This is a genomic window from Xenococcus sp. PCC 7305 (assembly GCF_000332055.1).
Classification (GTDB): Bacteria; Cyanobacteriota; Cyanobacteriia; order Cyanobacteriales; family Xenococcaceae; genus Xenococcus.
This window is the reverse complement of sequence record NZ_ALVZ01000225.1, coordinates 22168-43406: the sequence shown is the minus strand read 5'-3', so window position 1 is coordinate 43406 and position 21239 is coordinate 22168. Positions and strand designations below refer to the sequence as shown.

The following is a 21239-nucleotide window of genomic DNA, read 5'->3' as shown; positions in this document are numbered from 1 at the left end:
CACTTAGGAAACGGGTTCCCTATACAAGCATTTTGCTATTTACAAAAAGAGGACAAAAACGATGACATTTGAAGTAACTTTCCCTGATAATTCCGATGCTTGGGCCCCCCAAGATTCTCCGCCCACCAGTAGTTCAGATCTTTATATTGAAGCTATCCAAGAATATCCCAAGCTAAAGGCTGAAATAAACAAACTAAAAAAATTGCTGGGGCAAGGTGAGGTTAGCTCGACCCATGCGATTCATAGCGCGATCGCAAAGCTGGAAGAGCAAGGGACAGGGCTTGATTACAAACTCCAGCCCCAAATTGACAAATTGGCCGAAGCCTTAGGCATTGGAACTGGCGGCGTCTCTTTTCACAATCCTGAACATGTTATCGTTTCTGCGATCGCGCAACTAAAACAAAAACCGCAAATAGATGAACTTCAAGATGTTGCAGATCAGCAGATAACTCAGATAGCTCGACTAGTCGGACTTGACGATCAAGCTAAGCCCGCCGTTGTTCTTGATTGGGTGATTAAACATGTTAGGGATGGAGATTTATCCGCTGCCAAAGCTGCAAAGATTCAAGAGTTGGCCACTGTTTTAGGTGTTAAACAGGGGGATTTTGAATCAGTAATCGATACTGCGATCGCATCACTCAAAAGTGTCGAACATAGTTTTGATGAGAAAAATCGTTTAGCTCCCGTTGCTGCGATCGCAGCTCAGCTAGGAATCGATCCTAACGAATTGATCAAGACTTTTTTGCTGCGGCTAGTATCAGGGGAAGAGATAGATCCCCTACGAAAAAACCTTTACTGCTTGATTTTGGCAATTTCCTATAAAGCGAATTTACTGAATATTCCCCAAGAACAAGGGGCTGTTTTTGAGATGGGCATAGACATTTTGTCTGGCGAAGATTCTAGCCCGATCACGATTAACAAGGTGGCAAAAAACTTGTTAAAAATCTTGCCTTCAGGGGGTAGCTAAATATGCACAAAATATCTGCGGGCCGCGAAGCGGATCTCTGCGAGATCGCAAATGAACGTTAAAGCTCAAGCAAAGAAAGACAACTAATGCTAAAAAACGATAAATGGATTATTGATCAGGCCAGTAAAGGAATGATTTCTCCTTTTGAAAAAAAATCAATCAGAAAAGCAATTTTAGGTACAGACAAAGAAGTTCCAACTATCAGTTGGGGGTTGAGTTCATACGGATACGATATACGTTTATCTCCGCATGATTTCAGGATTTTTAGACATATCCCTGGGACGGTAGTAGATCCCAAAGATTTCAATCCTAGAAACTTAGAACAAGCTGAATTACACACTAATAAAGATGGTTCTTCTTACTTCATAATTCCAGCCAATAGTTATGGATTAGGCGCGTCACTCGAAAGCATCAAGATGCCTTCTAATGTAACTGCTGTTTGTCTTGGCAAGTCAACCTATGCGCGTGTTGGAGTAATCGCTAATATTACACCGTTAGAAGCTTCTTGGAAGAGTCAAAGTATTACGCTTGAATTTTCTAATGCTTCTAGTGCCGATGTAAAAATTTATGCTAGTGAAGGGGTAGTACAATTATTGTTTTTTGAAGGGGAACCCTGTGAAACAACCTATGCTGATCGCGGTGGAAAATACCAAAATCAAGGTCACGGAGTAACATTGCCCAGAGTTTAGCGCAAAAGCCAAATTCCCAGAGGGACAAAATGTCCCTTTGGGAAAGAGGTAGTTATTTTATCCTTGGGATCATGGGTCTAAAACCTCGCCCTTTAGGGCGTAAGCCTTCCTGTATATTGACTTGCTCAAAACTTTACATGCTGCCGCTCCCCATGTAAGCTATAATAGCTAAATGCTAACAATGACTTACGAATACAAGCTACAGCCAACAAAAGAGCAAATTACTGACATCGAAAAAACACTCGATATTTGTCGTTCTGTTTGGAATTTTGCGCTCAGACAGCGCAAAGACTGGTGTAACTCTCGTAAGTCTCTTGTAAATGCCTGCTCGATTAATTCAGAATATATAATCTCTGTTGATGAACCATTCCCTAGCTATCACCAACAAGCCAAACAGCTAACAGATGCAAAAAAGCTCTATCCTGCATTAAGTTCTGTTCATTCTCAAGTGTTACAGCAAACTTTAAGAATATTAGATAGAGCTTGGGACGATATGAGATCTAGAGGGTTTGGATTCCCTCGGTTCAAAAATAGGTATCGAATGCGCTCATTTGTTTTTCCTCAACTAGGGAAAAATCCAATCAAAGATGATGCTATTAAGCTGCCAAAATTTGGGTGGATTAGATGGCGCAAATCAAGAGATATTCCTGAAGGTTTTGAAGTCAAGCAAGCAAGGGTCGTTAGAAAAGCGTCTGGTTATTTCGTGATGTTGTCATTACAGCTAAAGGTCGATACCCCAAATCCATTGCCGCATGGTCATCCTAGGGGATTGGATTTAGGATACGACAAATTTGTTGCCACCAGTGATGGAGAAGAAATTAAACGACCTCGATTCTTAAAGCTCATGCATCGTAAGCTTAAATTGCTACAACGCAGGTTAAAGAATAAGCACAAGGGCTCAAATAATCGACACAAGCTTAATCAAAAAATAGCTAGACTGCATCAACGAATATCTGACACCAGAAAAGATTGGCACTTTAAATTAGCTCATCATCTTTGTGATGGAACAGGAATGATATTCGTAGAAGACATCAATTTCGTTTCTTGGCAAAGAGGAATGCTTTCAAAACATAGTGCCGATGCTGGATTTGGCCAGTTTGTAAGTATTCTTGAGTGGGTATGTTTCCGTCGTGATGTGTATTTTGCTGTGGTCAATAAAGATGGGACAAGCCAAACTTGCCCTAACTGTGGCGCACATACAGGCAAGAAAACTTTAGATATTCGCTTTCATCATTGCGGTGAGTGTGGATATAGAACTACAAGGGACGTAGCAGCTAGCCAAGAAATAAGAAATAGAGGAGTCTCTGCGCTAGGGCATAGCGTGGTTGAAAATGTCTGTGGACTGGAAGCGACGGGGAGTATCGGTCACGATGCTCTAGTTGGCACAGGTCGAAGCAGAAAGCTAGCGTCGTGAGGTGCTAGAATCTCCGTACCTTCAGGTCGGAGAGCATGTCAATCTAGTGACTGATAGTTGATAGCCAAGAGATAGCAGTTTTTTGTTGACCGCGATCGCAGAAACCTTGTCCAGCCCCATTTTGGCGGCAACTCTTTGCCCAATAATTGTCGGAGAGACAGGCTGCTCTTCAATGGGATTAGCAGATGCGATCGCATTTTTTTGAGGAAGCAATAATGGCTTGGCTTCAGGTAAAACGTTTCCTAGTGAATCTAACTTAATTGATTCTGCGATCGGCTTCGAGACTCCTGCGTTGATCGCTGATTCAGCTCCAAAATTAGCAATTAGGATTTGATCTTGAATTGAAAGAGTGGATTCGTTTTTTGCTGACTGCGAAGCGGAGCTTTGTGCGATCGCGTAACTCCCAGTTTTGCGAATACTAGGCAAGACTTCAGAAGTCACCCATTTTTTTAATCTTTTTGCTTGGGGTTTTCGCGAGTCAAAGATCAGAGAATACATTCCCGATTCGTTAATGCACGTTACTGACTGTTTACCTCCAGGGGTGTCCAGTAATACCAGCTCCCTTTCATCTGAGTCCAATCTTGCCAAGGCATCCCTATACTTCGAAAGGCTCAAAATATCGCAAATATCTTTTCCTACCCACAAAGGCTTTTCTGCTGTACCAACAAAACGAACTGGCTGCTCTTCAAAATTGAAAATTTCTATGTTTGGCATGATTGCCTCCAAATAAATAATAAAAATGCCCGCCAATTAAATGGCGAGCTAAATAATTAACAGGATGCGAGATATTGGCGTTTAAGGTAAGCCACGGCTAAATCTCTAGTGGAGAAAAGAACTTCTTCGCTATTGCCATTGCAATAAGATTTGCCAATCCAATCGGAGCTCCAGGGGTCGCGATAGTAATGTCCTGCGATGAAACAATCGGCAAGAAGAGTGAATTTGTTGATTCCGTCGTTATAGTCGAACTTAGCGATTACCTAAAATCATGGGTTTAAAGCCCCGCCCTTCAGGGCGTAATTCTTTAGTACTAATCAAGTAATTCATGATAAAATATTCTCATGAAAACGTACAAGTTCAAGCTATACAAGTCAAAGAAGAATAGATACCTGAATTGGCAAATCAATGCTAGTGGAAGTATCTACAATCATTGTATTGCCTTGCATAAAAGATACTACAAAATCTTTGGTAAGCACTTGAACATGTACAGGCTCATGAAGCATATTGCTAAGCTTAGAAGACGAATAAAATATTGGCAGCAAGTTGGCTCCCAAGCAGTACAAGATATTTGTCAAAGAATCGATAAAGCCTATAAATTATTTTTTAAGCAATGCAAGTCAGGGACAAGACCCCCTAACTTCAAAAAGACCAGAAAATATAAATCATTCACTCTAAAGCAAGCAGGATACAGGTTCTTAGAAGACAACAAAATTCGGATAGGGAATAAAATTTATAAATTTTCGAAAAGTAGAGAAATAAAAGGAAAGATTAAAACGCTGACGGTTAAGCGCAATCATCTTGGTGAGTTATTTATCTTAGTGGTAACTGGCTATAAAGATGAATCTTTCGGAGTCGTGACAGGTAAAATTGCAGGCTTCGATTTTGGGTTAAAAACATTTTTAACTGCAAGTGACTTAACAACTATCAAATCTCCTTTGTTTTTTAATGAGTTTAGACATTTGTTGAAAGCTGCTAGCAGAAATCTTTCTAAGAAGAAAAAAGGTTCTAATAATTGGTACAAGGCCAAAGACAATCTCAATCGAGTATTTGAGCGAATTTCCAATAAACGTAGAGATTGGTTTTGGAAGTTAGCCCATAAATTGACAAATGATTATGATGTGCTAATTTTTGAAGATTTAAATCTTAGAGGAATGAAAAAGTTGTGGGGGAGAAAAGTCAGTGATTTATCTTTCTCAACTTTTTTAGAAATCCTGGAAACAGTAGCTAGGAATAAAGGAAAGACAATACATTTTATTGATCGGTTTTATCCCAGCTCCAAAACTTGTTTTGATTGTGGATATCACAATAAAGAATTAACTCTCAAAGATAGGGTTTGGGATTGTCCTGGTTGTGGCTCCAAGTTGGATCGAGATTTGAATGCAGCTAAGAACATTAAAAGAGAAGGGGCATCTTCTCTTGGGCTAGGCGATGTAAGACGCTCTTTGGGCGCAATTGCTGCTTGATCCCAGAATCTCCGCACCTTTAGGGCGGGGAGTATGTCAATTCGTAGTAGGGAGTGTTTAATCTTTGATAATCTTCAAAATGCTTGATTTCGAATGCTAGTGCATCAAACTCGCGCGCTTGTCCTCGAATGGGGGTTCCCTTGTCCCCATTCGAGGATAAACGCCTGTCGGCGGCGCGGGGTCGCTCGTCAAATTCTGATGAAGCTACTTGAGCTTCGAGTAGTTGCTGTGTCATGATGGGTATAACAATAATTTTGTTTACAGCAAAGGCGATCTCAGCTCCGTCCAAAGAAATGAGGTCGCTTTTGTTATAAAAATATTGTATCTTATCAAGAGACACTTTGCAAGCGACGCTTAAGAAGCTATAATAAAAGGCAACTACATAAGACAAACTTAAGGAGTAACACTTATGGATTCACTTTTGATGAGAGTCGTCTTCAGTAAAAACTATCCTGGTTTGGGAGAAAAGATTAGAGAGTTTCGCAAGAAATCAGGGAAAAGTATGACTGAATTAGCTGCAAATGCAGGTATTAGCTACAGTCACTGGAATCGCATCGAAAATGAAAAAGTGAGAGACTTGCCAGTTGAAACATTAAGGGGAATGGAAAAAGCATTAGGGAAAAGCTTGGTGCCAGATCGCGACGAATAGCCCCACCGAAAAAATAATCCTATAGAGAATTTTTAAAATAGAGGATTTATGATGACAGAGCAAGAGCAAAAACTAAATTACGAAGGAGCTATGCTTCAGCAGCTAATCAAGAACTCAGAAAGGTTAGCCGTAATCGAACAAAAAATAAGCAGTATTGATAAAACATTACAATCTGCACAGTGGTTATTGGCCACGATCGCGATCGGAGTTTTGATTAATATTTTCAGCCAGCCTATTTTGGGCTATTTGAACTAGTTGCAATGCCGAGCGTCAAATCAATTATAAAAGGTGCTGACTTTCGCTCAAAAAAATTAGCTTAAACTATGACTGAGCATGGGTTTGAGGCTGCTGACTTGGCAGGAAATGGATTTAATCCTCAAGCTACTTGGTTGGTTATTGAGCATTCACTTGCCTAGAGCGATCGCACTTACCGTTTACAGCAAAGGAAAGCCCACGTGCTTTAGCCGTGGGATGAAATATTCTAGCCACGGGTTTTTTGTTGAGCGATATATTTCTCAATAGTACTAGATGAAACATTCCCAGCAGTAGAGCAAAAATAACTTCTAGTCCACATTGAAGGAAGCTTAAGTAGCTCTTTGAATTCTCGTCTTAAGTATCTGGCAGTGTAACCCTTAACTTTATGCATGACTTGGTAAGGTGCAAGGGTTGGAGGGCAATTTAAGAAAGCATGAACATGATCGCTCATAACTTCCATTGCTAATACTGTCACATCAATTTCTTGGCAAGCCTCAATTATTAATTGCTTCAGTCGTTCAGCAACTAACCCCTTTAACACTTTTTTTCGTCTTCTTGGACACCAAACAAAATGATAATTAATTAAAGTCACAGAAGTAATTTTGTGTCGATATTTTTGCGCCATTTATAATTTGATTTGTGTTTATGATTATGCTATCATAGACACATGGAGACCTACAAATTTAAGTTATACCAGCATAAGAAAAATAAGCATTTGCATCGCTCAATTAATGCAGCAGGAAATATTTATAACCACTGCATAGCTTTGCATAAGCGTTATTATTCTATGTTTGGTAAGCACTTAAACAAAAATAGGTTAATGAAGCATATTGCTAAACTCAGGAGAAAAAATGAGTACTGGCAATTAGTAGGTTCTCAAGCTGTCCAAGATATTGCGCAGCGAATCGATAGAGCTTATCAGTTATTTTTCAAGCATCATAAAAAAGGAGTCAGGCCACCTAATTTTAGGAAGAGGATTAAATATAAGTCATTCACTCTTAAACAAGCAGGGTATAAATTTCTAGATAACAATCAACTTAAAATTGGCAACAAAATTTATCGCTATTGGAAAAGTAGAGAAATCCAAGGGAAAGTTAAAACTGTAACTATTAAAAGAAATCCCCTAGGGGAGTTGTTCATCTTTGTAGTAACAGATCATGTTGATTATCAAATCACTTCCATGACGGGTAAAAGCGCGGGTTTTGATTTTGGGTTAAAAACATTTTTAACTTGCTCTGATGGCAATGACATTGATTCACCTCTATTCCTTAAGCAGTCTTTAAAGCGATTAAAGTTAGCCAGCCGTGATTTTTCTCGGAAGCAAAAACGCTCAAACTCAAGGGAAAAAGCTAGAAAAAATTTAGTCAGAGTTCATGAGAAGGTAACCAACCGCCGAAGCGATTGGTTCTGGAAATTAGCTCATCAGTTAACCGATGGCTATGATTATCTTTATTTTGAAACTCTTAACCTCAAAGGAATGCAAAGGCTCTGGGGGCGCAAGATAGGAGATTTGGCCTTTAGCGAGTTTCTCAAAATACTAGAGTTTGTTGCCCAAAAGAAAGGAAAGATTGTTAGTTATATTGATCGATGGTATCCATCATCTAAAACTTGCTCTAGCTGTGACTATGTTTTGGATGAATTGTCTTTAGCTGAACGTTATTGGGCTTGCCCATCATGTAGTTGTAAGCACGGGCGTGATACTAATGCAGCGGTCAACATTTTAAGAGTTGGGGCTTCAACTCTGAGGGTAGGAGATGTCAGTCAGCTATCTGCTGCAATCTCTGCATGAGCCTCGAATCCCACGTGCTTCAGCCGTGGGAGTAGGTCAAAAATTTGTCAAAAATCTAATCTGTTCGGCAACGCTGACTCGCTTAACTTCGTGAGGATAGAAAAAGGAAGTCACCGCTTTATCCTTAACCAAATAGCAAGCCAAGGTGGTCAGACCAGAACCACGAAAGATATTCGCGATCGCGTATCGACGATCTTCTTTTTCCACTAAATTTTGTTCTCGAAACCAAACAGAGGCGATCGCATTATAGCGATCGCAAGCCCATTTCTTTTGAGGCTCTTCCCACAAGGTTCTAGTAAAACCCCACAACTCCTTGAGGTCGTAGCAAGCTTTCTTATCAAAAGGACGGACAAACCCTTTTCCTTCTACCCATTGGCAATCTAAAAGCTCCGGCTCGATTCGCTGCAAGACCGAAGGACAGCAAGCTTCGGTCGAAAAAGAATTTTCCCATAGTACTTGAGCAACTGTTGATCCATTGGGCTTGTCTTCAAGCTGAATCAGTTTGCCAATTTTTCCTCTACTGGGAGTAGTAACAAAATCTCCAACTTTTGCGATCGCAAGAAACTCTAGTGCTGGTAGTTTTCTTTTGAGCAGGCTCAACTTTTTCTCTAACTCTTTTTTGTCCGCCGCTTTAAGCCCTTTCTCTGAAACAAGCCGATTTTTAGTCCTTGCGATCGCATCTTGGCAGCCTTTTTGAGTCGATCTTGATAACTAGACATCTTTAGGCTCCTTATTTAGGTAGGCTGGGATTAAAGAAAGCTGCTCGGTAACAGGAAGATCCAAAGCAAAAGGATCAGCTAGGCGCGATCGCCCGTTTGCCGAGACGAAAGGGAGTAAGAACTGGCCTCCATAGGCCTTGGTATTAATCATCCCAAGCACCGTAACCGAGAGGTTCCCCAGATAAAAAGCTGAGTTCAACGGAAAGCTTTCAATAACAAGCTCATTCCATTTGTTCTGGATTCTTATTTGCTCGTTTTTGTCGTCAACTACTTCCCATCTATCAAGCAAGGCCGATAATCCTTTCTTGGCTTTTAGTAATTGGTCTCTATCCATGCCGCATCCTCCTTAATGTCTCTAATTTCAGAATATTTAGCCCTGTACTGCTCAGAGAAAGCCTTGATCTTGGCTGTGATTTCATCAGAACTTGCGCCGGCCAACTGAGCAAATTGAAAACGGATTTCTCGGACAATGTCTAAGCTAAGGGGGCTTTTATGGGGAATAGCTTGAACTATTCTTAAATCTTTTAGCTTGAAGTTTTTCTTGTCTCCATCCCTGGGAACCACTCGATATTGATCGGGATTAGAAATGATTTCCTGGGGAATGTCTTTAAAGCTGAACATGACCAACCTTTGCCCTGAGCAGCTGCGAGAAAAGCATTTCTTGGTTTCAGGATCGACAAAAGTCAAACCATAGTTATAGGTGCTCGAATAGTAGCGAAAAGATAAAAACCTTGGGGTTATAACCGACAAGCAACGTCCAAGATCGCTAACTAGATGCCGCGAGGTGCCTTGAGGGAACCTCACTCTAGTCCAAGTCTCTCCAGGGATTGAACTTAAAAGCTGGGCAAATTCAAGCCTTTTCTCTTCTGAGTCGGGCATATTTTCTAAAAAGAACTCGCGATCGCTTGGGTAAAGAAACTTAACCGAATTCAACAAGCTAAAACAGGGATTTAATCTCTGACACGGAATCTCTTTCCAAAGGCGATGCTTGTTAATGTCTTGAATTTTTTGATAGTCAAAACCATACTCAAGCGCGATCGCCTTAACTTTTTCAGTTAACTCTTTTCCCGAAAAAGAAGCTAGACTTGCTCGAATTTTACGCACTTGGTTTAAGCTTATCTGAGTCTCTTTAGACGGAGACTTAACCAAGACCAACTCTTCAAGATTGAAATTATCCTTGGCTCCATCAATAGCCAAAACCTTATAGTTCTGGCAAACCTCACTAACTCTAATAGGAATCTTGTTAAAGCTAATAAAAACAAGTTTGGCAACTGAACCGCCTAGATTAGTTTTCTTTTTGGTCTTAGGATTGCGTAAAGCAAACGTAAGGCGAAACTGCCCTCTCGCGTTGACCCTAGGCATCTTTAGCTTGGCTGTCGCTAAAGACAAGCAGCTCCCGCGATCGCTAATAAGATGACAAGAGGTTTGAGGATATTTGAGCCTCGTCCAAGTTTCCTCTGGGTTGGAGGTTAAAATCCCAAAAATCATCTTCCTCAAGTCACTGCGAATGGGCATTCCGTTTAACAAAAATTCGCGATCGCTTGGATCGGCAAACTTAATTCCCTTAGAAAGTTTAATTGGAGGTAGCTGCTTCTTCTTCCCTCTTTTTCTTTTTGGCAAGTACAAATCGCTACAGACAAAAGAGTTTTTCTTTGCCCCTGGTTTAAGCAACAAAGGAACATCAAAAAACTTTTTTTTATCTGCCTCGGTTACGGCTTCCCCAAACTGGAAAAAAATTAACCTTTGAGTGGGAACCTCCTTAAGTTCAACAGCTTCTGTTTTGGGGTTTACGCAGGGCAAAACGTAATGATCGGGGGCAGGCTTAGCCCATTGATACAAAAGTCTTTGTTCGTCTAAAAAATAGCATTTGCCTTGGTTACTAATTAAGTAATTACCTAAAAGAGTAGGAGAATCGATAAACGTCCAAAACTCAAGCCTATCGGTAATCTCGGCAATTCCTTGGATAACCTTTTTGGCCTGTTTAGGGTTTTTAGGTAACAAGCAATTACAAATCCTCTGAAGTTCTGCGGTGGCATATAAAAAGATATCGGCCAAATCAAAATAGGCTAATTTTTTTTCGGTTAAAATTTTCAAAACATAATCCTCCTGTAGATCTGCTCGATGATTGTTGGGGGGACTGCGTAACCAAGGATTGAACCTGCTACAGCCATTTTTTTTGGGAACTGATACCAGTCGGGGAAGGTCGCCAAGCGACGAAAGCATTCAATGTCTACTTGACTTAATTTATTGCCGTCCCAAATATTCCAAACTTTATTGCGGCTACAGCCCTTGTCGTCAACAAAAAGCGATTTAGTGATAGTCGGCGCAACTCTATCTGGAGGTCTTATTCGAGGTAATTTGCTATAGCCGACCCGTGGTAGCAAACAAGGTAAATCGCCTTGGTATTTTGCGATCGCGGCTTGTTGGTTCTTGGTTAGCTCGTTAAGAGGCAGCCCTTCGAGCAAGTCTCCGATAACCTCTAGCCACCCTTGTCGCGGCTGCTTAGGTAAGTCAAATTCAAAAGATTGTTTACTAGCAATAATGAAATAGCGCGATCGCGACTGGCACACTCCATAATCAGCAAAGTCTAAAACCGTCTCGACAAAGGAATAGCCACAAGCTTCAAGCTTGGCAATAATATAAGAGCTGGACTGAGATTTTTTGTAGCCCACGACATTCTCTAAACTGAAGTAGCTAGGCTGCTTAGCTTCAATGAAAGCGGCGATCGCTTTAGCAGCTTCGATATCTTCTTCGCTTTCTTTCCCGTGAGAAGCCACAGAAAAATTAGAACACATGGGGCTAAAATGAGCTACGTCTACGCGATCGGGGCAATCAGGAAAGTCTTGGCTTGTCCAATCCTCAACGGTCATTCTCAAGAGCTTGCCATACTCACTAAAATTGGCTTCATGACAGTCTGCGATCGCGCTTGAGAGCTTAGGATCTTGGGGGTTGAACTCGATAGAAAGAGCTGGACGAATTCCTGCGGCTAGAAGCCCGCATTCCACTCCGCCTCCTCCAGCAAAACCTACAACTGCGATCGGAGCCTTACTTGGTATGGTCAGTTTCACGCAGCCTCCTTCACAAAAGCTTCCTTCAAGCGAAAATGACTAGCGAAAAAAGCATCATGCCGATATTCATCATATTCTTTGCTGCTTTCCTCGACCGAAGTGTCCATCTCCTGCAAAATTCCCTGCTCGTTTAAAAATAGAGGAATTAAGTAATCTTCGTTTTGAATGTCCGAGTCCCTTATTTCTTCCATTAGCTCGCCAAGGTTTGGGCAAAAACAATCAAGCCTATCTAGCAAAAAATGGTAAAGATCGTCGCATTCAAGACACCTTTTACTCCCGTACCATTCACCATCTATTACTCCGCGATCAACAAAGTAATGAGTCCCCTTTTTTATTGGCTGACTGCACTCATCGCAAACATGAGTTTTCCTCGCTTTTCTTTTGGTTGATTTGTAGTAGTCTGGGATGTTATCGCAAAAACACATATTCCCTCCGCTAAAGTGATGCCGCAATTTTTACTTAATCTGCGATCGCCCTTATCTCATCAGCTAATTGACGCTGATACGAGACAATTACAACTCCTTTGCTCCATAGCTGATCGCCATGCTCAGGATGGGTAACAATTGTTTCTCCTGTAAACTCTAAAATCACTCCCTGCAATGGATTAGGCTTAGGTAACCTGTAAACATTTACGTTCTCAAGAGAATCTAAGCGATGGCGACTACCCTTGGTTGTCCCTGGGGCTAGTTGTAGTTCGGGATTCTCAACTGCGATCGCGCATGTTGGGACGCCAGGGAGTAATGTAAAATTGAGGTCTCCTTGAGGGATTGAGTCACCCAAGACAAGCTCAGGAACCACCTGCAAAGAATCATTAGCGTTTATAATCCCAAATTCTTTTACTTCTTTGATTGTTGTATTCATTTTAAGTCCTCAGTTTTGGATAAGTGGTAATAGGGAAATCAAAACCCGTTCCTTGTAGAATCAACTCGGGAGCCTGCAAATAGTGTTGAGCCTCAAGACAAGATTGGCAGCTAGCGGGAACATCCAAAAAATAAACTCTTCCTGTCGAAGGGTCGCAGGTTACTAACACAGAAAGACTCTCATCGATTTTATACAAGCTTTCCATCCAAGGAGTTCCCTGCTCAGGACGGATCGTAGTGCTGTCGAGAAGTCGAGCCCTAGCCTCGTAAAGATATTTTTCGTGACCATACTTTTCGATCCTAATCCTCTTGACCTCAACATTAGATTCTTCTTGGATCTCTTGAATAGTTTGCGTTTTTGGCTCAACTACTACTTTTTCAGGAACCACAACTCCGTTGATTGCATAAACAGAAAACCCGTCTCTATAGGCAATAGCTGCTGTTGTTTCGTTGTGCAACTCTCCCCGATCGTTGACAGTGCAAATGATAGGTTTTTTAGAAACAAGGCAAACTTTTTCCCTAGGAATCCACCAACCGCAATGCTGAGCAATTAGATTTAATGGCTCTAAGCGATGAGCTTCCTGAATTTGCAGCTCCGTCGCAAAAAAATCATAAAATCCCAGCCAGTGGGCATCATGCGACCCAAAACAAGAATCCCCGACTGAATCCCAGACTGAATCCCAGACTGAATTCCTGACTGAATCCCTGACTGAATCCCAGACTGAATCCCCGACTGAAGCCCCGACTGAATCCCCGACTGAAGCCCAGACTGAAGCCCCGACTGAAGCCCAGACTGAATCCCTGACTGAAGCCCTGACTGAAGCCCTGGCTGAATCCCTGACTGAATCCCTGACTAAATCCCAGACTGAATCCCCGACTGAATCCCAGACTGAATCCCAGACTGAATCCCCGACTGAATCCCAGACTGAATTCCTGACTGAATCCCTGACTGAATCCCCGACTGAATCCCCGACTGAATCCCCGACTGAATCCCCGACTGAATCCCTTTTGAAAATAGAGTCAACCAAAACAAGACTCAAAGGGGAATCGCACCAAATAATCTTCTTGGGGAAGTTCAAATTAACTTGACGATAGCTTTCTTTAATCGCCTCTTCTGCAATCTTCTCGTCCCCTGGATTAGTGGACAGACCGATCGCAAGCCACTTATCTCGATACTCAGGAAGCTTTGCTTCTTGTTCTTTAGTTAACTTTTCAATTTTAGGCATCTAGACCACCTTTACTGTCTCAGTCGCAAAGTCGATCGCAAGTCGAAATTTTTTCTTGGTTAAGCGATCACAGATAGAAACCAAGACAAAATCTAACCTCATTTCAGCATTTCCAAACAGGCGATCGCGGGGAATGCCTTGAGTATCAGACAAGAATTTAATGGCCATTCCTGTACTGCGATCGTATATCCTTTGCTTTTTTGCCAAGCTAATTCTAGGGGCAGCAGCAATAGCTGCCTTGCTTCTCCCTAGGTGAGGATTTTGATTTCTTTTGTTTTTCATAACATACTATTTGTTTAGCTTTCTAAACATTAAAACATGGATAGGAAAACAATAAAAGACAGCATAAACAAAAGAATAAGTCCAGTAAAATTGCAACAATTTAGTAAATTTTATGTTAATTTTTTGCTTTAATTTATCTTGGTAAAATCGCCCGTTAATTCCAAGTTAAAAATCTCTAAAAGATGGATCTTGTCTGCCATGTATTCAATCGTCCAACCGCGATTCCAGGCATCAGAAAACTTATCTGTCGGCTTACCATTGTCAATGCCAACCCAGCGAGATCCGTCAATATCGACATAGGAATTCCAGTTGCCAAGCTTGGTCGTACAGCTAAGCCAAAAATCAAACAAAGCTTTTCTTTCTTCAACAAGAGTCCTGTCTTTCAGGATCGCGATCGCATTTTCTCTAGCCAATCTCTCGGCCAAAACATGGCGAAAATAAAGCTCAGGATTGTCAATGTTTTTATGCCTTTTAAGAGCTGCTAGAAATGCGATCGCGCAACTTATATCAATCGCTTCGTGATTCCTAATAATATTAAATAAACCCTGAGATTCGCGAACCCCAATCAAATCAATTCGAGATAGCTGATCTTTCCAATGGGGGTTGCCCGTAAGTCTATCCACGATTGAACCTCCCAGGTAACTTAGCCTTAAGAGCAGCCCAAGCGGCCTTGTACTCTTGCGATCGCATTTCCTCTTCTATTCGGCCATAGTCCTCACGCATCTTGGGCCCAATCTCGGGAGAAATCATCCCCAGTCTTTCCACTGGCTGAAGAGGCAAAATCTTAATCAAGTAAGCGGCTTTATCTCCTACCGAAGAGCTCCTTTTCTCGATCTCGTTCAGGGCTGAGAGAGCTTGAGAAAGATGATATTTCTTTAAAGCTTCAATAAGTCTTTGGTCTAAAGGAATCCCCATTTGCTCAAGCTTTGTTGATACTTGAGAGTCAACTCCTGCGGACTGGATAATTTGCTCTTTCTTGACCGGCTTTGGCGTAGTCTTGATTTCGACTTTTTTTGGTTCGGCGATCGCCGCCACGGAAAAATCTTGCTCTGGGATTACCTTTATGTTCCTCGTGAGCTTGTTAATCACGCCTTTTAAACCAAGAAGAGTACCTTTCGCTTGCTCTTCTTTTGGTGGCTCTTGCTCTTGGTCTAGCTTTTGCTTTACTTGTTTTTCCAAATTTTCTCGATCTCTCTGCTCTTCTTCTTTGATAGCTTCTGTTGCCTGGTTTTCCTCTTCGCTAGATCTAGAGAGATGTATATTATTGTTATGCATATTATTGTTCCTATACATCGTCCGTCCTGATGAACTTTGCACGTGATGCGTTTTTTTATTTTCCATCGTCTCTATAGCAAACTCTGGATCAGGCTTGATAGAATCGACTGTACTAAAAAACTCCTCAAGCCCTTCCAAGTTAATTGAGTAGTAATTTGTGCGATCGCGTTTGTCTGGATGAAGCTTTTCTATAATAAGCAAATTAAGTCTCTTGAGGATCTTTATGAGTTTAAAGAAAGTGCCTCTTTTTAGGTGAGGAAAAAAGTTTTGCTGTAACCACTCAAAGCTGCCAAAAACATACCAGCGACCCTTTGCCCTGATTCCCATGCCTGATTTGTAGATCAAGCCCTGAAATCTTTTTAAGAGGTTTATCGCAGGGTAGCAAAGAAAGCTTGATCCTGAAACAATTTTACCAAAAGCCATCATAGCTGTTGACGAAACGCTGTCTAAGCTAAGGTCAAGGTGTCGCGGAAGCTGCTTTGGCAGCAAAGAAGGCGCGCAGCCGTTTTTAAAAATATAGTCGTCGCGTAATTGAGAATTCTGCATTGTTTTTTAAGGTAAAGGTGTACAGCTTGCAAAGACGTTGCTCTCTCCCCCTATCCTTGAAAAACCTTGATAGCGATTTAATCGTAAAATATGCTATAATAGCCCTAAGTTTAAAATTGCTATTGGTTAGGAAAAGGGTTCGCAGGTTGTCGTTTGCGAGCTCTTTTTGATTGTGACATCCTCCCGCTACTTAAGTGGGGGACTTCCCGCTCAGGGAGTTAAATGATTCTGTTCTGTAAGTCAAAATATTTGTTCGGCGATCGCAACACCTAACGAGCTTGCTTTCGTTTTTCTGGCGGCTTGTTGAACAGTTTCTCGATATTTTCCACATGATATTGATAGTAAGCCTTAGCCGCTCCTGGGGCTCTAACGTCGCGATAATGGATGCCATGAGTAAACGCCCCTTTTTCTATTAAATAATTAAGCCTACGATAGGAATTGAACCCTAGCAATCTTGCCGCTTCATCCTTGTCGACCCATTCAGTCTTTTGCTCCGTTTTCTTTTCAAGCCCAAGAGATTTCACGATCGCACGAATCAGTTTTGCTTCTCCCTCCGGCGTATTTAAGATTTGCCAAAAAGCTTGCTTTGCGATCGCGGTTATTACTTCCTCGTTCAATCTAAACCTCCCTTAACAGGAACCACTGTGTCTAGATGAGTCCGAAGAATAGCCTGCTGAATCTCTATAATCTCTTGAAGCTCAAAGCCATAATGATCCTCAAATCCTTCGATATTCATAGAATCGTTTTCCAGAGACTTACTAATAAGTAAAAGCTTACTCATTGACTTCTGCACAAGGCGAGGAACTGAGTGATTACTGCTTGACATAGTATTACTCCAAGGTAGAATGTAATATGTATGTAGTCTTAATAAAGGCTTTGTTGTTTTGCATAAAGTTTTTGTTTGTTTAGTCTAATAAACAAAGTATCACAGAACAAGACAAAACAAAATATGTTATTTGTGGATTAATGTTTAGAGCGAGAAAAAATATGTTTACTGATACACCAGAAGCAAGAAAGCGGCTTGCTAATTTTCTTGAGCGCCTCAAAGGGGACAAAACATACAGAGCTTTTGCTCAAGACCTTGGAGTTTCCTTTAATAGTCTTCATTCTTGGATTAACATGGTTAATTTCCCACAGACCCAAAACTTGCAGGTAATTGCTCTTTATTCGGGGCAATCTGTAGAGAATTTATTACATTATTTGAATACGGGAGAAGAAGAAGCCCCAGCCAAAAGCAGTAGCGTTAAATCGATTGAAGCAATTCTCAGCGAAATGAACTCCCTTAGCGAGTCGGAGCTCTTGGACTTGGTAGGGATTTTAATTGATAAATATTTGTCATCGGATTCAATTTCCAAGCTAGGGGCGATCGCATTAAACAAATTGTCTAAATCTTCTGGAGAATTAATTGGTAGCAAAAAATCTTAAAATGGCGGTATTGATGCTTTTGCTTTAGTTTAGTTTCTGCGCTTTTTGATTGTGATAACTTTTCTGTTAACAGGAGAAGTTAAAGCAAGAAAAGTTTCCTTAATTTCTTCGTTGGTCTTGATTGCTTCTTCCAAAACAAGATCGTAATCGTTCTCAAATTTAGCGTCTTCTAACTCCTTAAAAGCAAGGGCTTGCTGGATCAAAAGAAGTTTATGTCGCAGGTTTTCGCTTAAGCGAATAATTTTCATAGCTTTGTCTCTATCCATTATGTCTTATGGCTTTTGGCTTTTTACCTTTCCTAGGCTAGTTGCTTTCTTGCTCCTCGTCACTTTGTCTCAAGACGGTTAAAAATCATCTTCAATGGGAAGAATATCACTGGGAGGATCAAAGCTACGAGATCTATTAATGCTTTCTCCATCAGTCCAAGGAATACCCATCAATGCCAAGGTAGCTCTTCTTTTCGCCTTGGTGCAGCATTTCATCATCTGATCCGCTTTCTTTTGCCCCTTCAAAGGTTTTCCGTACTTATCGACCAGAGCCAGGATAGCGACGCTTTCTTCGCTTCTTCCTTGAGGATCAGTCGCCACAGCCGTCACGTGATGGAAGTTTTCTTTATCGGTTAGCCGATTAGTTATCTTAGTACTAATGCCATGGATCGCTCTGAGCTGAGCAACGCCAGTTGCGTTGACATAAGGAACTAATTTCCCATTGCTGTCAAGGTAGTCAATCGGATTCGTCAAAGGGTTTAGTCCAATTGTTCGGCACAAAGCAAAATTGTATTGAACTCGTTCGATCTCAGTGAGAGCCCTTAAGTCCTTTTTTAAGATTACTTTCGCGATCGCGCCTTCAGTTGTATTGTGCTTTGTTAATTGGTTTGCCTGGGGTGAAGAAGCCGCAAGTCTTGTTATTGGTTTATTCATCTTTCTTCGCGCATTCCTAAGTGGCTGACTTTACATTTAATTTGGCATAATGTGAGCATGACTGAACGTGCCTACAAATTTCGTTTTTACCCCACGCTCGAACAAGAAAATCTCTTGCGCCGAACAATGGGATGTGTGCGTTTGGTCTATAACAAAGCTTTGGCTGCTAGAACCGAAGCTTGGTACGAAAGACAAGAAAGAATCAGCTATAGCAAAACCTCTTCTCTCTTGACTGGGTGGAAAAAGCTTGATGAACTTAACTTTCTCGGTCTTTGCCAGATATTTGGCGATCTCCTCTAGCTTCTTTTTCGGTCCCTATGAACTACTCATGGCTACTTCGTTGAGCCATGAGTTTCTGACGCTTCACCTGAGCTAGTTGCTGAAAGCCTCCGCAGCTTTTAACTTTGGAGCTTCTAGTAGAGCTAGACTCATCAGCAGTCTTCAACGAGGACAGTTCCTGCCCACGCGCCCAAGCGAGACAAACTTGAGCAGCATTAACGTCTCTATCTTCAGTATGATTACAATCTTTATTGGAACAAACATGTAGCCTATCAGACAAGTCTTTTTTAGTAAGTTTCCAGCATATTGCACATCTTTGAGTTGGCTTTAAGCTTTTTGTCGGAGCCTCTAGATAAATTGCTCCAGCTTCCTTGGCCTTATAGGCAATCGCTTTCTTAAGCATCCCTATCCCAACATCCAGCATTGAACGATTTAGCCCAGCTTTTTGTCGCTTTCTTTTGCTGCCTTTTTTGGCTTTACGCGTCATGTTTTTGATGTTCAACTTCTCTGTGGCAATGAGGCTATTACAGCTTACTATCTCTACTGCTTGATGATGAACCCAATTTTGACGCTGATTTGCAATCTTTTTCTTGAGTTTGGAGATCTTGCTTTGTACTTTTTTCCAGCGGCGAGACCCTTTATGTTTTCTCTTCTCTGGCCTTCTCTTTCTCCTTAGCTGCTTTGACAATTGATTGATTTCATTTTGAGCATTAGCTAGAAACTTAGGAGGCTTAACTTGCTTCCCATTGCTATCGGCTATAGCAGTTTTGCAGCCAAAATCAAGCCCAATTGCTCCTTTCCCAAGTTTTCTAGTAGGAAAACATCTGACCGTGATAGAGGCATACCATTTACCTGAACGATAAACGATAGTGCAGGTAGTGGGCTTTCCCCAAGTTCGAGCTTGACCTCGCATTTGGACTTTAAACCCTAAGTCTCTTAACTCTAAATAACCATTCTTACCTTCAGTATGAGCTTTGAAACCTTGTCTGCCGTCAGGATAAGTCCAGCCAGAATACTTTCTAATTGAACGATATTTTGGATAACCACCTAGTCCTTGAAAGAAACGAACAAAAGCAAAATCTACTCGCTTTAAAGTAGCTTGCAGTGAACCTGCATTAAGCTCTTTATACTCTGTCCAAACTTCTTTAAATTTTGGCAATGAAGCTTGCTGTTCAAAATAATCAACCGAATGGCCTAATCTTTGGTACTGAGTTTTTCTGTTGCACACAGCTGCATTGTACAAATAAGCGTGCATTCTTCTTGCCCAGAACAGTTTCTGTTCTTGAGAATTTGAAGGATACAGCCTGAATGTGATGCGTCGTGTTAACATAATTTTTTACAGACAATAATGTTGCTCAATTAGTAGCAAGTCTCAAAAGTGCTTCTAGCAGAATCATAAGGAAAGAGTTCAAGCCTGAAGTCGAAAAAGTCTATTCTAAACCAGTCTTTTGGTCAAGCTCATATTACATTGCCAGCTGTGGCGGTGCAACTATCGAAAGAATTAGAAAATACATCGAGGCACAAGATAGCCCTAGTAACTGATTCTGCGGGCATCGAGCCCTTGAATTAGTGCGCTATCCCGAGGAGCTGCCGCCTGTGCTTTGCCAGGCGCTTAAACACTCCGTTCCTTACCCTACTGCGTTGAGGGTAGGGACCCCCGCGATAATGTTGTTTGCGATCGTTGCACGATCTGTCAATCCGTTGATAGGCATGGTTTTAAAGTAGAAAGTAGGGAGTAGGAAGTAGAAAGTAGGAAGTAGGAAGTTTTTAAAACGGGCAGTGATTGATTCTTGACTGAGATTCCCGCTTGAGGCGCTTGTTGCTCTTTTCTAAGGTTTTTCTAACCTCTTGGAGCTGTTGCTTGACAGAGATCATATCGATCTTTTTTTTGGTTCTGGCTTTTGCTTTGCTGTCCATTACGCCACCTCAGTTGCCAAGGAGAAACAAATAGCTGCAGAGTCTAGCTCGGCAATGACTTTTTGAATTTTATCTTGAAGTTTTTTGGCTTTTTGAGCAAATTGGATGAGCTCTTGGTCTTTGGTAATTGTTTCGATTTGATGTGTCATGATATTTAAAGGATTCTAGGATGGATGTGCGATCGCTCTAGTAGGCGATCGCTTTTTATTGAATAAAAAAATCTCCAACTTAATCAAAAGATGGAGATTTTGCTTTTTGCTAGGAAAAAACTTTTATTAGCTGATCAATTCCTCTAACATGCGATCTTGCTCTTCTTGGGGCAAGCTTGCAGGGATTGTTACGGCATTGGGTCTTGGTCGTGACGCAAATTCTTCCCAAGCTTCGGCATCACTGCGATTTTTCAATACATAAGACCTTAATTCATTAAGGCTCATTTCTTTAAATGTCTTCATTAATAATAATTCTCCTATTGCCGTTGGCAAATATAGTTATTTCAATGGTTTCTTGCTCTCCAGCGATGATAAAAATATGCTTTCTTTTCTCATCATACCGAAACAAAAAAATTGGTCGATAGAAATTAGAAAGAGATTGCAAAGTTGCGATCGCTGTGAGCATCTGAGTTGCTGTGGGCATATCTCCTATTTTGTTTTCAAGGTTCTGAAGTGCGATCGCTTTAGTGTGCGATCGCTTTTTATTGGGCGGTAATTGGCTTGAGCCGATGCGATCGGCTTTCTTGTTTGTTACTTTTATATTTACACATGAACATGTACCTGTCAATA

The 21239-nt window shown here is 41.2% G+C and carries 29 protein-coding genes and 2 pseudogenes; 10 read left to right on the top strand and 21 right to left on the bottom strand.

Annotated features, from left to right (window positions below):
* Positions 1-61: 61 nt before the first annotated feature.
* The 3 genes from XEN7305_RS21960 to XEN7305_RS21950 all read left to right on the top strand — a co-directional run bounded on the left by XEN7305_RS21960 (position 62) and on the right by XEN7305_RS21950 (position 3070).
* Positions 62-967: a hypothetical protein gene (locus tag XEN7305_RS21960; protein WP_006511727.1), complete on the top strand. Its 906-nt coding sequence runs from the start codon at positions 62-64 to the stop codon at positions 965-967.
* An 86-nt stretch (positions 968-1053) separates the two neighbouring features.
* Positions 1054-1656 (top strand): dCTP deaminase, encoded by a 603-nt coding sequence (dcd, locus tag XEN7305_RS21955; RefSeq protein ID WP_006511726.1) that lies wholly within the window; start codon positions 1054-1056, stop codon positions 1654-1656.
* A 172-nt stretch (positions 1657-1828) separates the two neighbouring features.
* Entirely contained in the window at positions 1829-3070 is a 1242-nt protein-coding gene (locus XEN7305_RS21950) for an RNA-guided endonuclease TnpB family protein (protein WP_040899133.1), read from the top strand.
* Between the two features lie 21 nt (positions 3071-3091).
* Here the strand turns inward: XEN7305_RS21950 and XEN7305_RS27015 are convergent, their stop codons facing one another.
* The gene (locus tag XEN7305_RS27015; RefSeq protein ID WP_006511724.1) at positions 3092-3784 is read right to left on the bottom strand and encodes a BRO family protein; all 693 of its coding nucleotides are present in this window, start codon (positions 3782-3784) and stop codon (positions 3092-3094) included.
* A gap of 344 nt (positions 3785-4128) precedes the next feature.
* Here XEN7305_RS27015 and XEN7305_RS21940 point away from each other — a divergent pair, with 344 nt between their 5' ends.
* Positions 4129-5250, top strand: a complete 1122-nt coding sequence (locus XEN7305_RS21940; RefSeq protein ID WP_040899130.1) for an RNA-guided endonuclease TnpB family protein — start codon at positions 4129-4131, stop codon at positions 5248-5250.
* 19 nt (positions 5251-5269) lie between these two features.
* Here the strand turns inward: XEN7305_RS21940 and XEN7305_RS21935 are convergent, their stop codons facing one another.
* On the bottom strand, positions 5270-5485 hold the full coding sequence (locus XEN7305_RS21935; protein ID WP_144053345.1) for a hypothetical protein: 216 nt from the start codon (positions 5483-5485) through the stop codon (positions 5270-5272).
* A 174-nt stretch (positions 5486-5659) separates the two neighbouring features.
* Between XEN7305_RS21935 and XEN7305_RS21930 the strand changes: the two genes are divergently transcribed.
* Entirely contained in the window at positions 5660-5899 is a 240-nt protein-coding gene (locus XEN7305_RS21930; RefSeq protein WP_006511721.1) for a helix-turn-helix transcriptional regulator, read from the top strand.
* A 48-nt stretch (positions 5900-5947) separates the two neighbouring features.
* Positions 5948-6154, top strand: coding sequence for a hypothetical protein (locus XEN7305_RS21925; protein WP_040899128.1), 207 nt, complete (start codon positions 5948-5950; stop codon positions 6152-6154).
* Positions 6155-6380: 226 nt separating this feature from the next.
* Here XEN7305_RS21925 and tnpA read toward each other — a convergent pair whose 3' ends face one another.
* Complete coding sequence (gene tnpA / locus XEN7305_RS21920) at positions 6381-6779, bottom strand: IS200/IS605 family transposase (RefSeq protein ID WP_006511718.1); 399 nt, start codon at positions 6777-6779, stop codon at positions 6381-6383.
* Positions 6780-6821: 42 nt separating this feature from the next.
* Here tnpA and XEN7305_RS21915 point away from each other — a divergent pair, with 42 nt between their 5' ends.
* The gene (locus tag XEN7305_RS21915) at positions 6822-7943 is read left to right on the top strand and encodes an RNA-guided endonuclease TnpB family protein (RefSeq protein ID WP_006511717.1); all 1122 of its coding nucleotides are present in this window, start codon (positions 6822-6824) and stop codon (positions 7941-7943) included.
* Positions 7944-7979: 36 nt separating this feature from the next.
* Here the strand turns inward: XEN7305_RS21915 and XEN7305_RS21910 are convergent, their stop codons facing one another.
* The 12 genes from XEN7305_RS21910 to XEN7305_RS28410 form a co-directional block, all read right to left on the bottom strand.
* Positions 7980-8543 (bottom strand): hypothetical protein, encoded by a 564-nt coding sequence (locus tag XEN7305_RS21910; protein ID WP_006511716.1) that lies wholly within the window; start codon positions 8541-8543, stop codon positions 7980-7982.
* A gap of 111 nt (positions 8544-8654) precedes the next feature.
* Positions 8655-8996: a hypothetical protein gene (locus tag XEN7305_RS21905; RefSeq protein ID WP_006511715.1), complete on the bottom strand. Its 342-nt coding sequence runs from the start codon at positions 8994-8996 to the stop codon at positions 8655-8657.
* A complete protein-coding gene (locus XEN7305_RS21900) occupies positions 8975-10756 on the bottom strand; it encodes a hypothetical protein (protein ID WP_006511714.1) in 1782 nt (593 codons plus the stop codon). The genes XEN7305_RS21905 and XEN7305_RS21900 overlap by 22 nt, the downstream gene beginning before the upstream one ends.
* Complete coding sequence (locus XEN7305_RS21895; protein WP_006511713.1) at positions 10753-11730, bottom strand: DNA cytosine methyltransferase; 978 nt, start codon at positions 11728-11730, stop codon at positions 10753-10755. The genes XEN7305_RS21900 and XEN7305_RS21895 overlap by 4 nt, the downstream gene beginning before the upstream one ends.
* A complete protein-coding gene (locus XEN7305_RS28765; protein ID WP_144053344.1) occupies positions 11727-11921 on the bottom strand; it encodes a hypothetical protein in 195 nt (64 codons plus the stop codon). The genes XEN7305_RS21895 and XEN7305_RS28765 overlap by 4 nt, the downstream gene beginning before the upstream one ends.
* A gap of 268 nt (positions 11922-12189) precedes the next feature.
* Positions 12190-12591 (bottom strand): hypothetical protein, encoded by a 402-nt coding sequence (locus XEN7305_RS21885; protein WP_006511711.1) that lies wholly within the window; start codon positions 12589-12591, stop codon positions 12190-12192.
* A gap of 1 nt (position 12592) precedes the next feature.
* Positions 12593-13816, bottom strand: a complete 1224-nt coding sequence (locus XEN7305_RS29395; RefSeq protein ID WP_006511710.1) for a DUF6745 domain-containing protein — start codon at positions 13814-13816, stop codon at positions 12593-12595.
* Positions 13817-14098: a hypothetical protein gene (locus tag XEN7305_RS21875; protein WP_006511709.1), complete on the bottom strand. Its 282-nt coding sequence runs from the start codon at positions 14096-14098 to the stop codon at positions 13817-13819.
* A 128-nt stretch (positions 14099-14226) separates the two neighbouring features.
* A complete protein-coding gene (locus XEN7305_RS21870) occupies positions 14227-14721 on the bottom strand; it encodes a hypothetical protein (protein WP_006511708.1) in 495 nt (164 codons plus the stop codon).
* Positions 14714-15919 (bottom strand): hypothetical protein, encoded by a 1206-nt coding sequence (locus XEN7305_RS21865; RefSeq protein ID WP_040899122.1) that lies wholly within the window; start codon positions 15917-15919, stop codon positions 14714-14716. The genes XEN7305_RS21870 and XEN7305_RS21865 overlap by 8 nt, the downstream gene beginning before the upstream one ends.
* 269 nt (positions 15920-16188) lie before the next feature.
* Positions 16189-16536, bottom strand: a complete 348-nt coding sequence (locus tag XEN7305_RS21860) for a hypothetical protein (RefSeq protein ID WP_006511706.1) — start codon at positions 16534-16536, stop codon at positions 16189-16191.
* Positions 16533-16700, bottom strand: coding sequence for a hypothetical protein (locus XEN7305_RS28410; protein ID WP_238569022.1), 168 nt, complete (start codon positions 16698-16700; stop codon positions 16533-16535). The genes XEN7305_RS21860 and XEN7305_RS28410 overlap by 4 nt, the downstream gene beginning before the upstream one ends.
* A 206-nt stretch (positions 16701-16906) precedes the next feature.
* Between XEN7305_RS28410 and XEN7305_RS21855 the strand changes: the two genes are divergently transcribed.
* Positions 16907-17344, top strand: a complete 438-nt coding sequence (locus XEN7305_RS21855) for a hypothetical protein (RefSeq protein WP_040899101.1) — start codon at positions 16907-16909, stop codon at positions 17342-17344.
* A gap of 29 nt (positions 17345-17373) precedes the next feature.
* On the opposite strand, the gene XEN7305_RS21850 is transcribed toward XEN7305_RS21855, so the two are convergent.
* Together XEN7305_RS21850 and XEN7305_RS21845 are read right to left on the bottom strand one after the other, a co-directional pair.
* Positions 17374-17610, bottom strand: coding sequence for a hypothetical protein (locus XEN7305_RS21850; RefSeq protein ID WP_006511703.1), 237 nt, complete (start codon positions 17608-17610; stop codon positions 17374-17376).
* 78 nt (positions 17611-17688) lie between these two features.
* Positions 17689-18264 (bottom strand): hypothetical protein, encoded by a 576-nt coding sequence (locus tag XEN7305_RS21845; protein ID WP_006511702.1) that lies wholly within the window; start codon positions 18262-18264, stop codon positions 17689-17691.
* Between the two features lie 57 nt (positions 18265-18321).
* On the opposite strand from XEN7305_RS21845, the pseudogene XEN7305_RS21840 reads away from it, so the two are divergent.
* A pseudogene (locus XEN7305_RS21840) lies at positions 18322-18531 on the top strand (helix-turn-helix domain-containing protein); the annotation flags it as partial.
* Between the two features lie 55 nt (positions 18532-18586).
* Here XEN7305_RS21840 and XEN7305_RS21835 read toward each other — a convergent pair.
* Positions 18587-19873 (bottom strand): RNA-guided endonuclease TnpB family protein, encoded by a 1287-nt coding sequence (locus XEN7305_RS21835; protein ID WP_006511700.1) that lies wholly within the window; start codon positions 19871-19873, stop codon positions 18587-18589.
* Positions 19874-19899: 26 nt separating this feature from the next.
* Between XEN7305_RS21835 and XEN7305_RS27900 the strand changes: the two are divergent.
* Positions 19900-20085: pseudogene (locus XEN7305_RS27900) on the top strand (transposase); the annotation flags it as partial.
* A 374-nt stretch (positions 20086-20459) separates the two neighbouring features.
* Here the strand turns inward: XEN7305_RS27900 and XEN7305_RS29180 are convergent.
* From XEN7305_RS29180 to XEN7305_RS29865, 3 genes are all read right to left on the bottom strand, one after another.
* Positions 20460-20609 (bottom strand): hypothetical protein, encoded by a 150-nt coding sequence (locus XEN7305_RS29180; protein ID WP_006511699.1) that lies wholly within the window; start codon positions 20607-20609, stop codon positions 20460-20462.
* A 126-nt stretch (positions 20610-20735) separates the two neighbouring features.
* The gene (locus XEN7305_RS29390) at positions 20736-20912 is read right to left on the bottom strand and encodes a hypothetical protein (RefSeq protein WP_006511698.1); all 177 of its coding nucleotides are present in this window, start codon (positions 20910-20912) and stop codon (positions 20736-20738) included.
* Positions 20899-21237, bottom strand: coding sequence for a hypothetical protein (locus XEN7305_RS29865; RefSeq protein WP_238569020.1), 339 nt, complete (start codon positions 21235-21237; stop codon positions 20899-20901). Before XEN7305_RS29865 ends, XEN7305_RS29390 begins: the two co-directional genes overlap by 14 nt.
* Positions 21238-21239 lie beyond the last annotated feature (2 nt).

Coding starts and splice junctions, on each gene's coding strand:
- XEN7305_RS21960 (WP_006511727.1), top strand. CDS start 62: ATGACATTTGAAGTAACTTTCCCTGATAATTCCGATGCTTGGGCCCCC.
- XEN7305_RS21835 (WP_006511700.1), bottom strand. CDS start 19,873: ATGTTAACACGACGCATCACATTCAGGCTGTATCCTTCAAATTCTCAA.
- XEN7305_RS28410 (WP_238569022.1), bottom strand. CDS start 16,700: ATGAGTAAGCTTTTACTTATTAGTAAGTCTCTGGAAAACGATTCTATG.
- XEN7305_RS21905 (WP_006511715.1), bottom strand. CDS start 8,996: ATGGATAGAGACCAATTACTAAAAGCCAAGAAAGGATTATCGGCCTTG.
- XEN7305_RS29180 (WP_006511699.1), bottom strand. CDS start 20,609: ATGACACATCAAATCGAAACAATTACCAAAGACCAAGAGCTCATCCAA.
- XEN7305_RS21915 (WP_006511717.1), top strand. CDS start 6,822: ATGGAGACCTACAAATTTAAGTTATACCAGCATAAGAAAAATAAGCAT.
- XEN7305_RS21855 (WP_040899101.1), top strand. CDS start 16,907: ATGTTTACTGATACACCAGAAGCAAGAAAGCGGCTTGCTAATTTTCTT.
- XEN7305_RS21845 (WP_006511702.1), bottom strand. CDS start 18,264: ATGAATAAACCAATAACAAGACTTGCGGCTTCTTCACCCCAGGCAAAC.
- XEN7305_RS27015 (WP_006511724.1), bottom strand. CDS start 3,784: ATGCCAAACATAGAAATTTTCAATTTTGAAGAGCAGCCAGTTCGTTTT.
- XEN7305_RS21865 (WP_040899122.1), bottom strand. CDS start 15,919: ATGCAGAATTCTCAATTACGCGACGACTATATTTTTAAAAACGGCTGC.
- XEN7305_RS29395 (WP_006511710.1), bottom strand. CDS start 13,816: ATGCCTAAAATTGAAAAGTTAACTAAAGAACAAGAAGCAAAGCTTCCT.
- XEN7305_RS21950 (WP_040899133.1), top strand. CDS start 1,829: ATGCTAACAATGACTTACGAATACAAGCTACAGCCAACAAAAGAGCAA.
- XEN7305_RS21850 (WP_006511703.1), bottom strand. CDS start 17,610: ATGGATAGAGACAAAGCTATGAAAATTATTCGCTTAAGCGAAAACCTG.
- XEN7305_RS28765 (WP_144053344.1), bottom strand. CDS start 11,921: ATGGAAGAAATAAGGGACTCGGACATTCAAAACGAAGATTACTTAATT.
- XEN7305_RS21875 (WP_006511709.1), bottom strand. CDS start 14,098: ATGAAAAACAAAAGAAATCAAAATCCTCACCTAGGGAGAAGCAAGGCA.
- tnpA (WP_006511718.1), bottom strand. CDS start 6,779: ATGGCGCAAAAATATCGACACAAAATTACTTCTGTGACTTTAATTAAT.
- XEN7305_RS21940 (WP_040899130.1), top strand. CDS start 4,129: ATGAAAACGTACAAGTTCAAGCTATACAAGTCAAAGAAGAATAGATAC.
- XEN7305_RS21935 (WP_144053345.1), bottom strand. CDS start 5,485: ATGACACAGCAACTACTCGAAGCTCAAGTAGCTTCATCAGAATTTGAC.
- XEN7305_RS21930 (WP_006511721.1), top strand. CDS start 5,660: ATGGATTCACTTTTGATGAGAGTCGTCTTCAGTAAAAACTATCCTGGT.
- XEN7305_RS29390 (WP_006511698.1), bottom strand. CDS start 20,912: ATGAAGACATTTAAAGAAATGAGCCTTAATGAATTAAGGTCTTATGTA.
- XEN7305_RS21925 (WP_040899128.1), top strand. CDS start 5,948: ATGATGACAGAGCAAGAGCAAAAACTAAATTACGAAGGAGCTATGCTT.
- XEN7305_RS21885 (WP_006511711.1), bottom strand. CDS start 12,591: ATGAATACAACAATCAAAGAAGTAAAAGAATTTGGGATTATAAACGCT.
- dcd (WP_006511726.1), top strand. CDS start 1,054: ATGCTAAAAAACGATAAATGGATTATTGATCAGGCCAGTAAAGGAATG.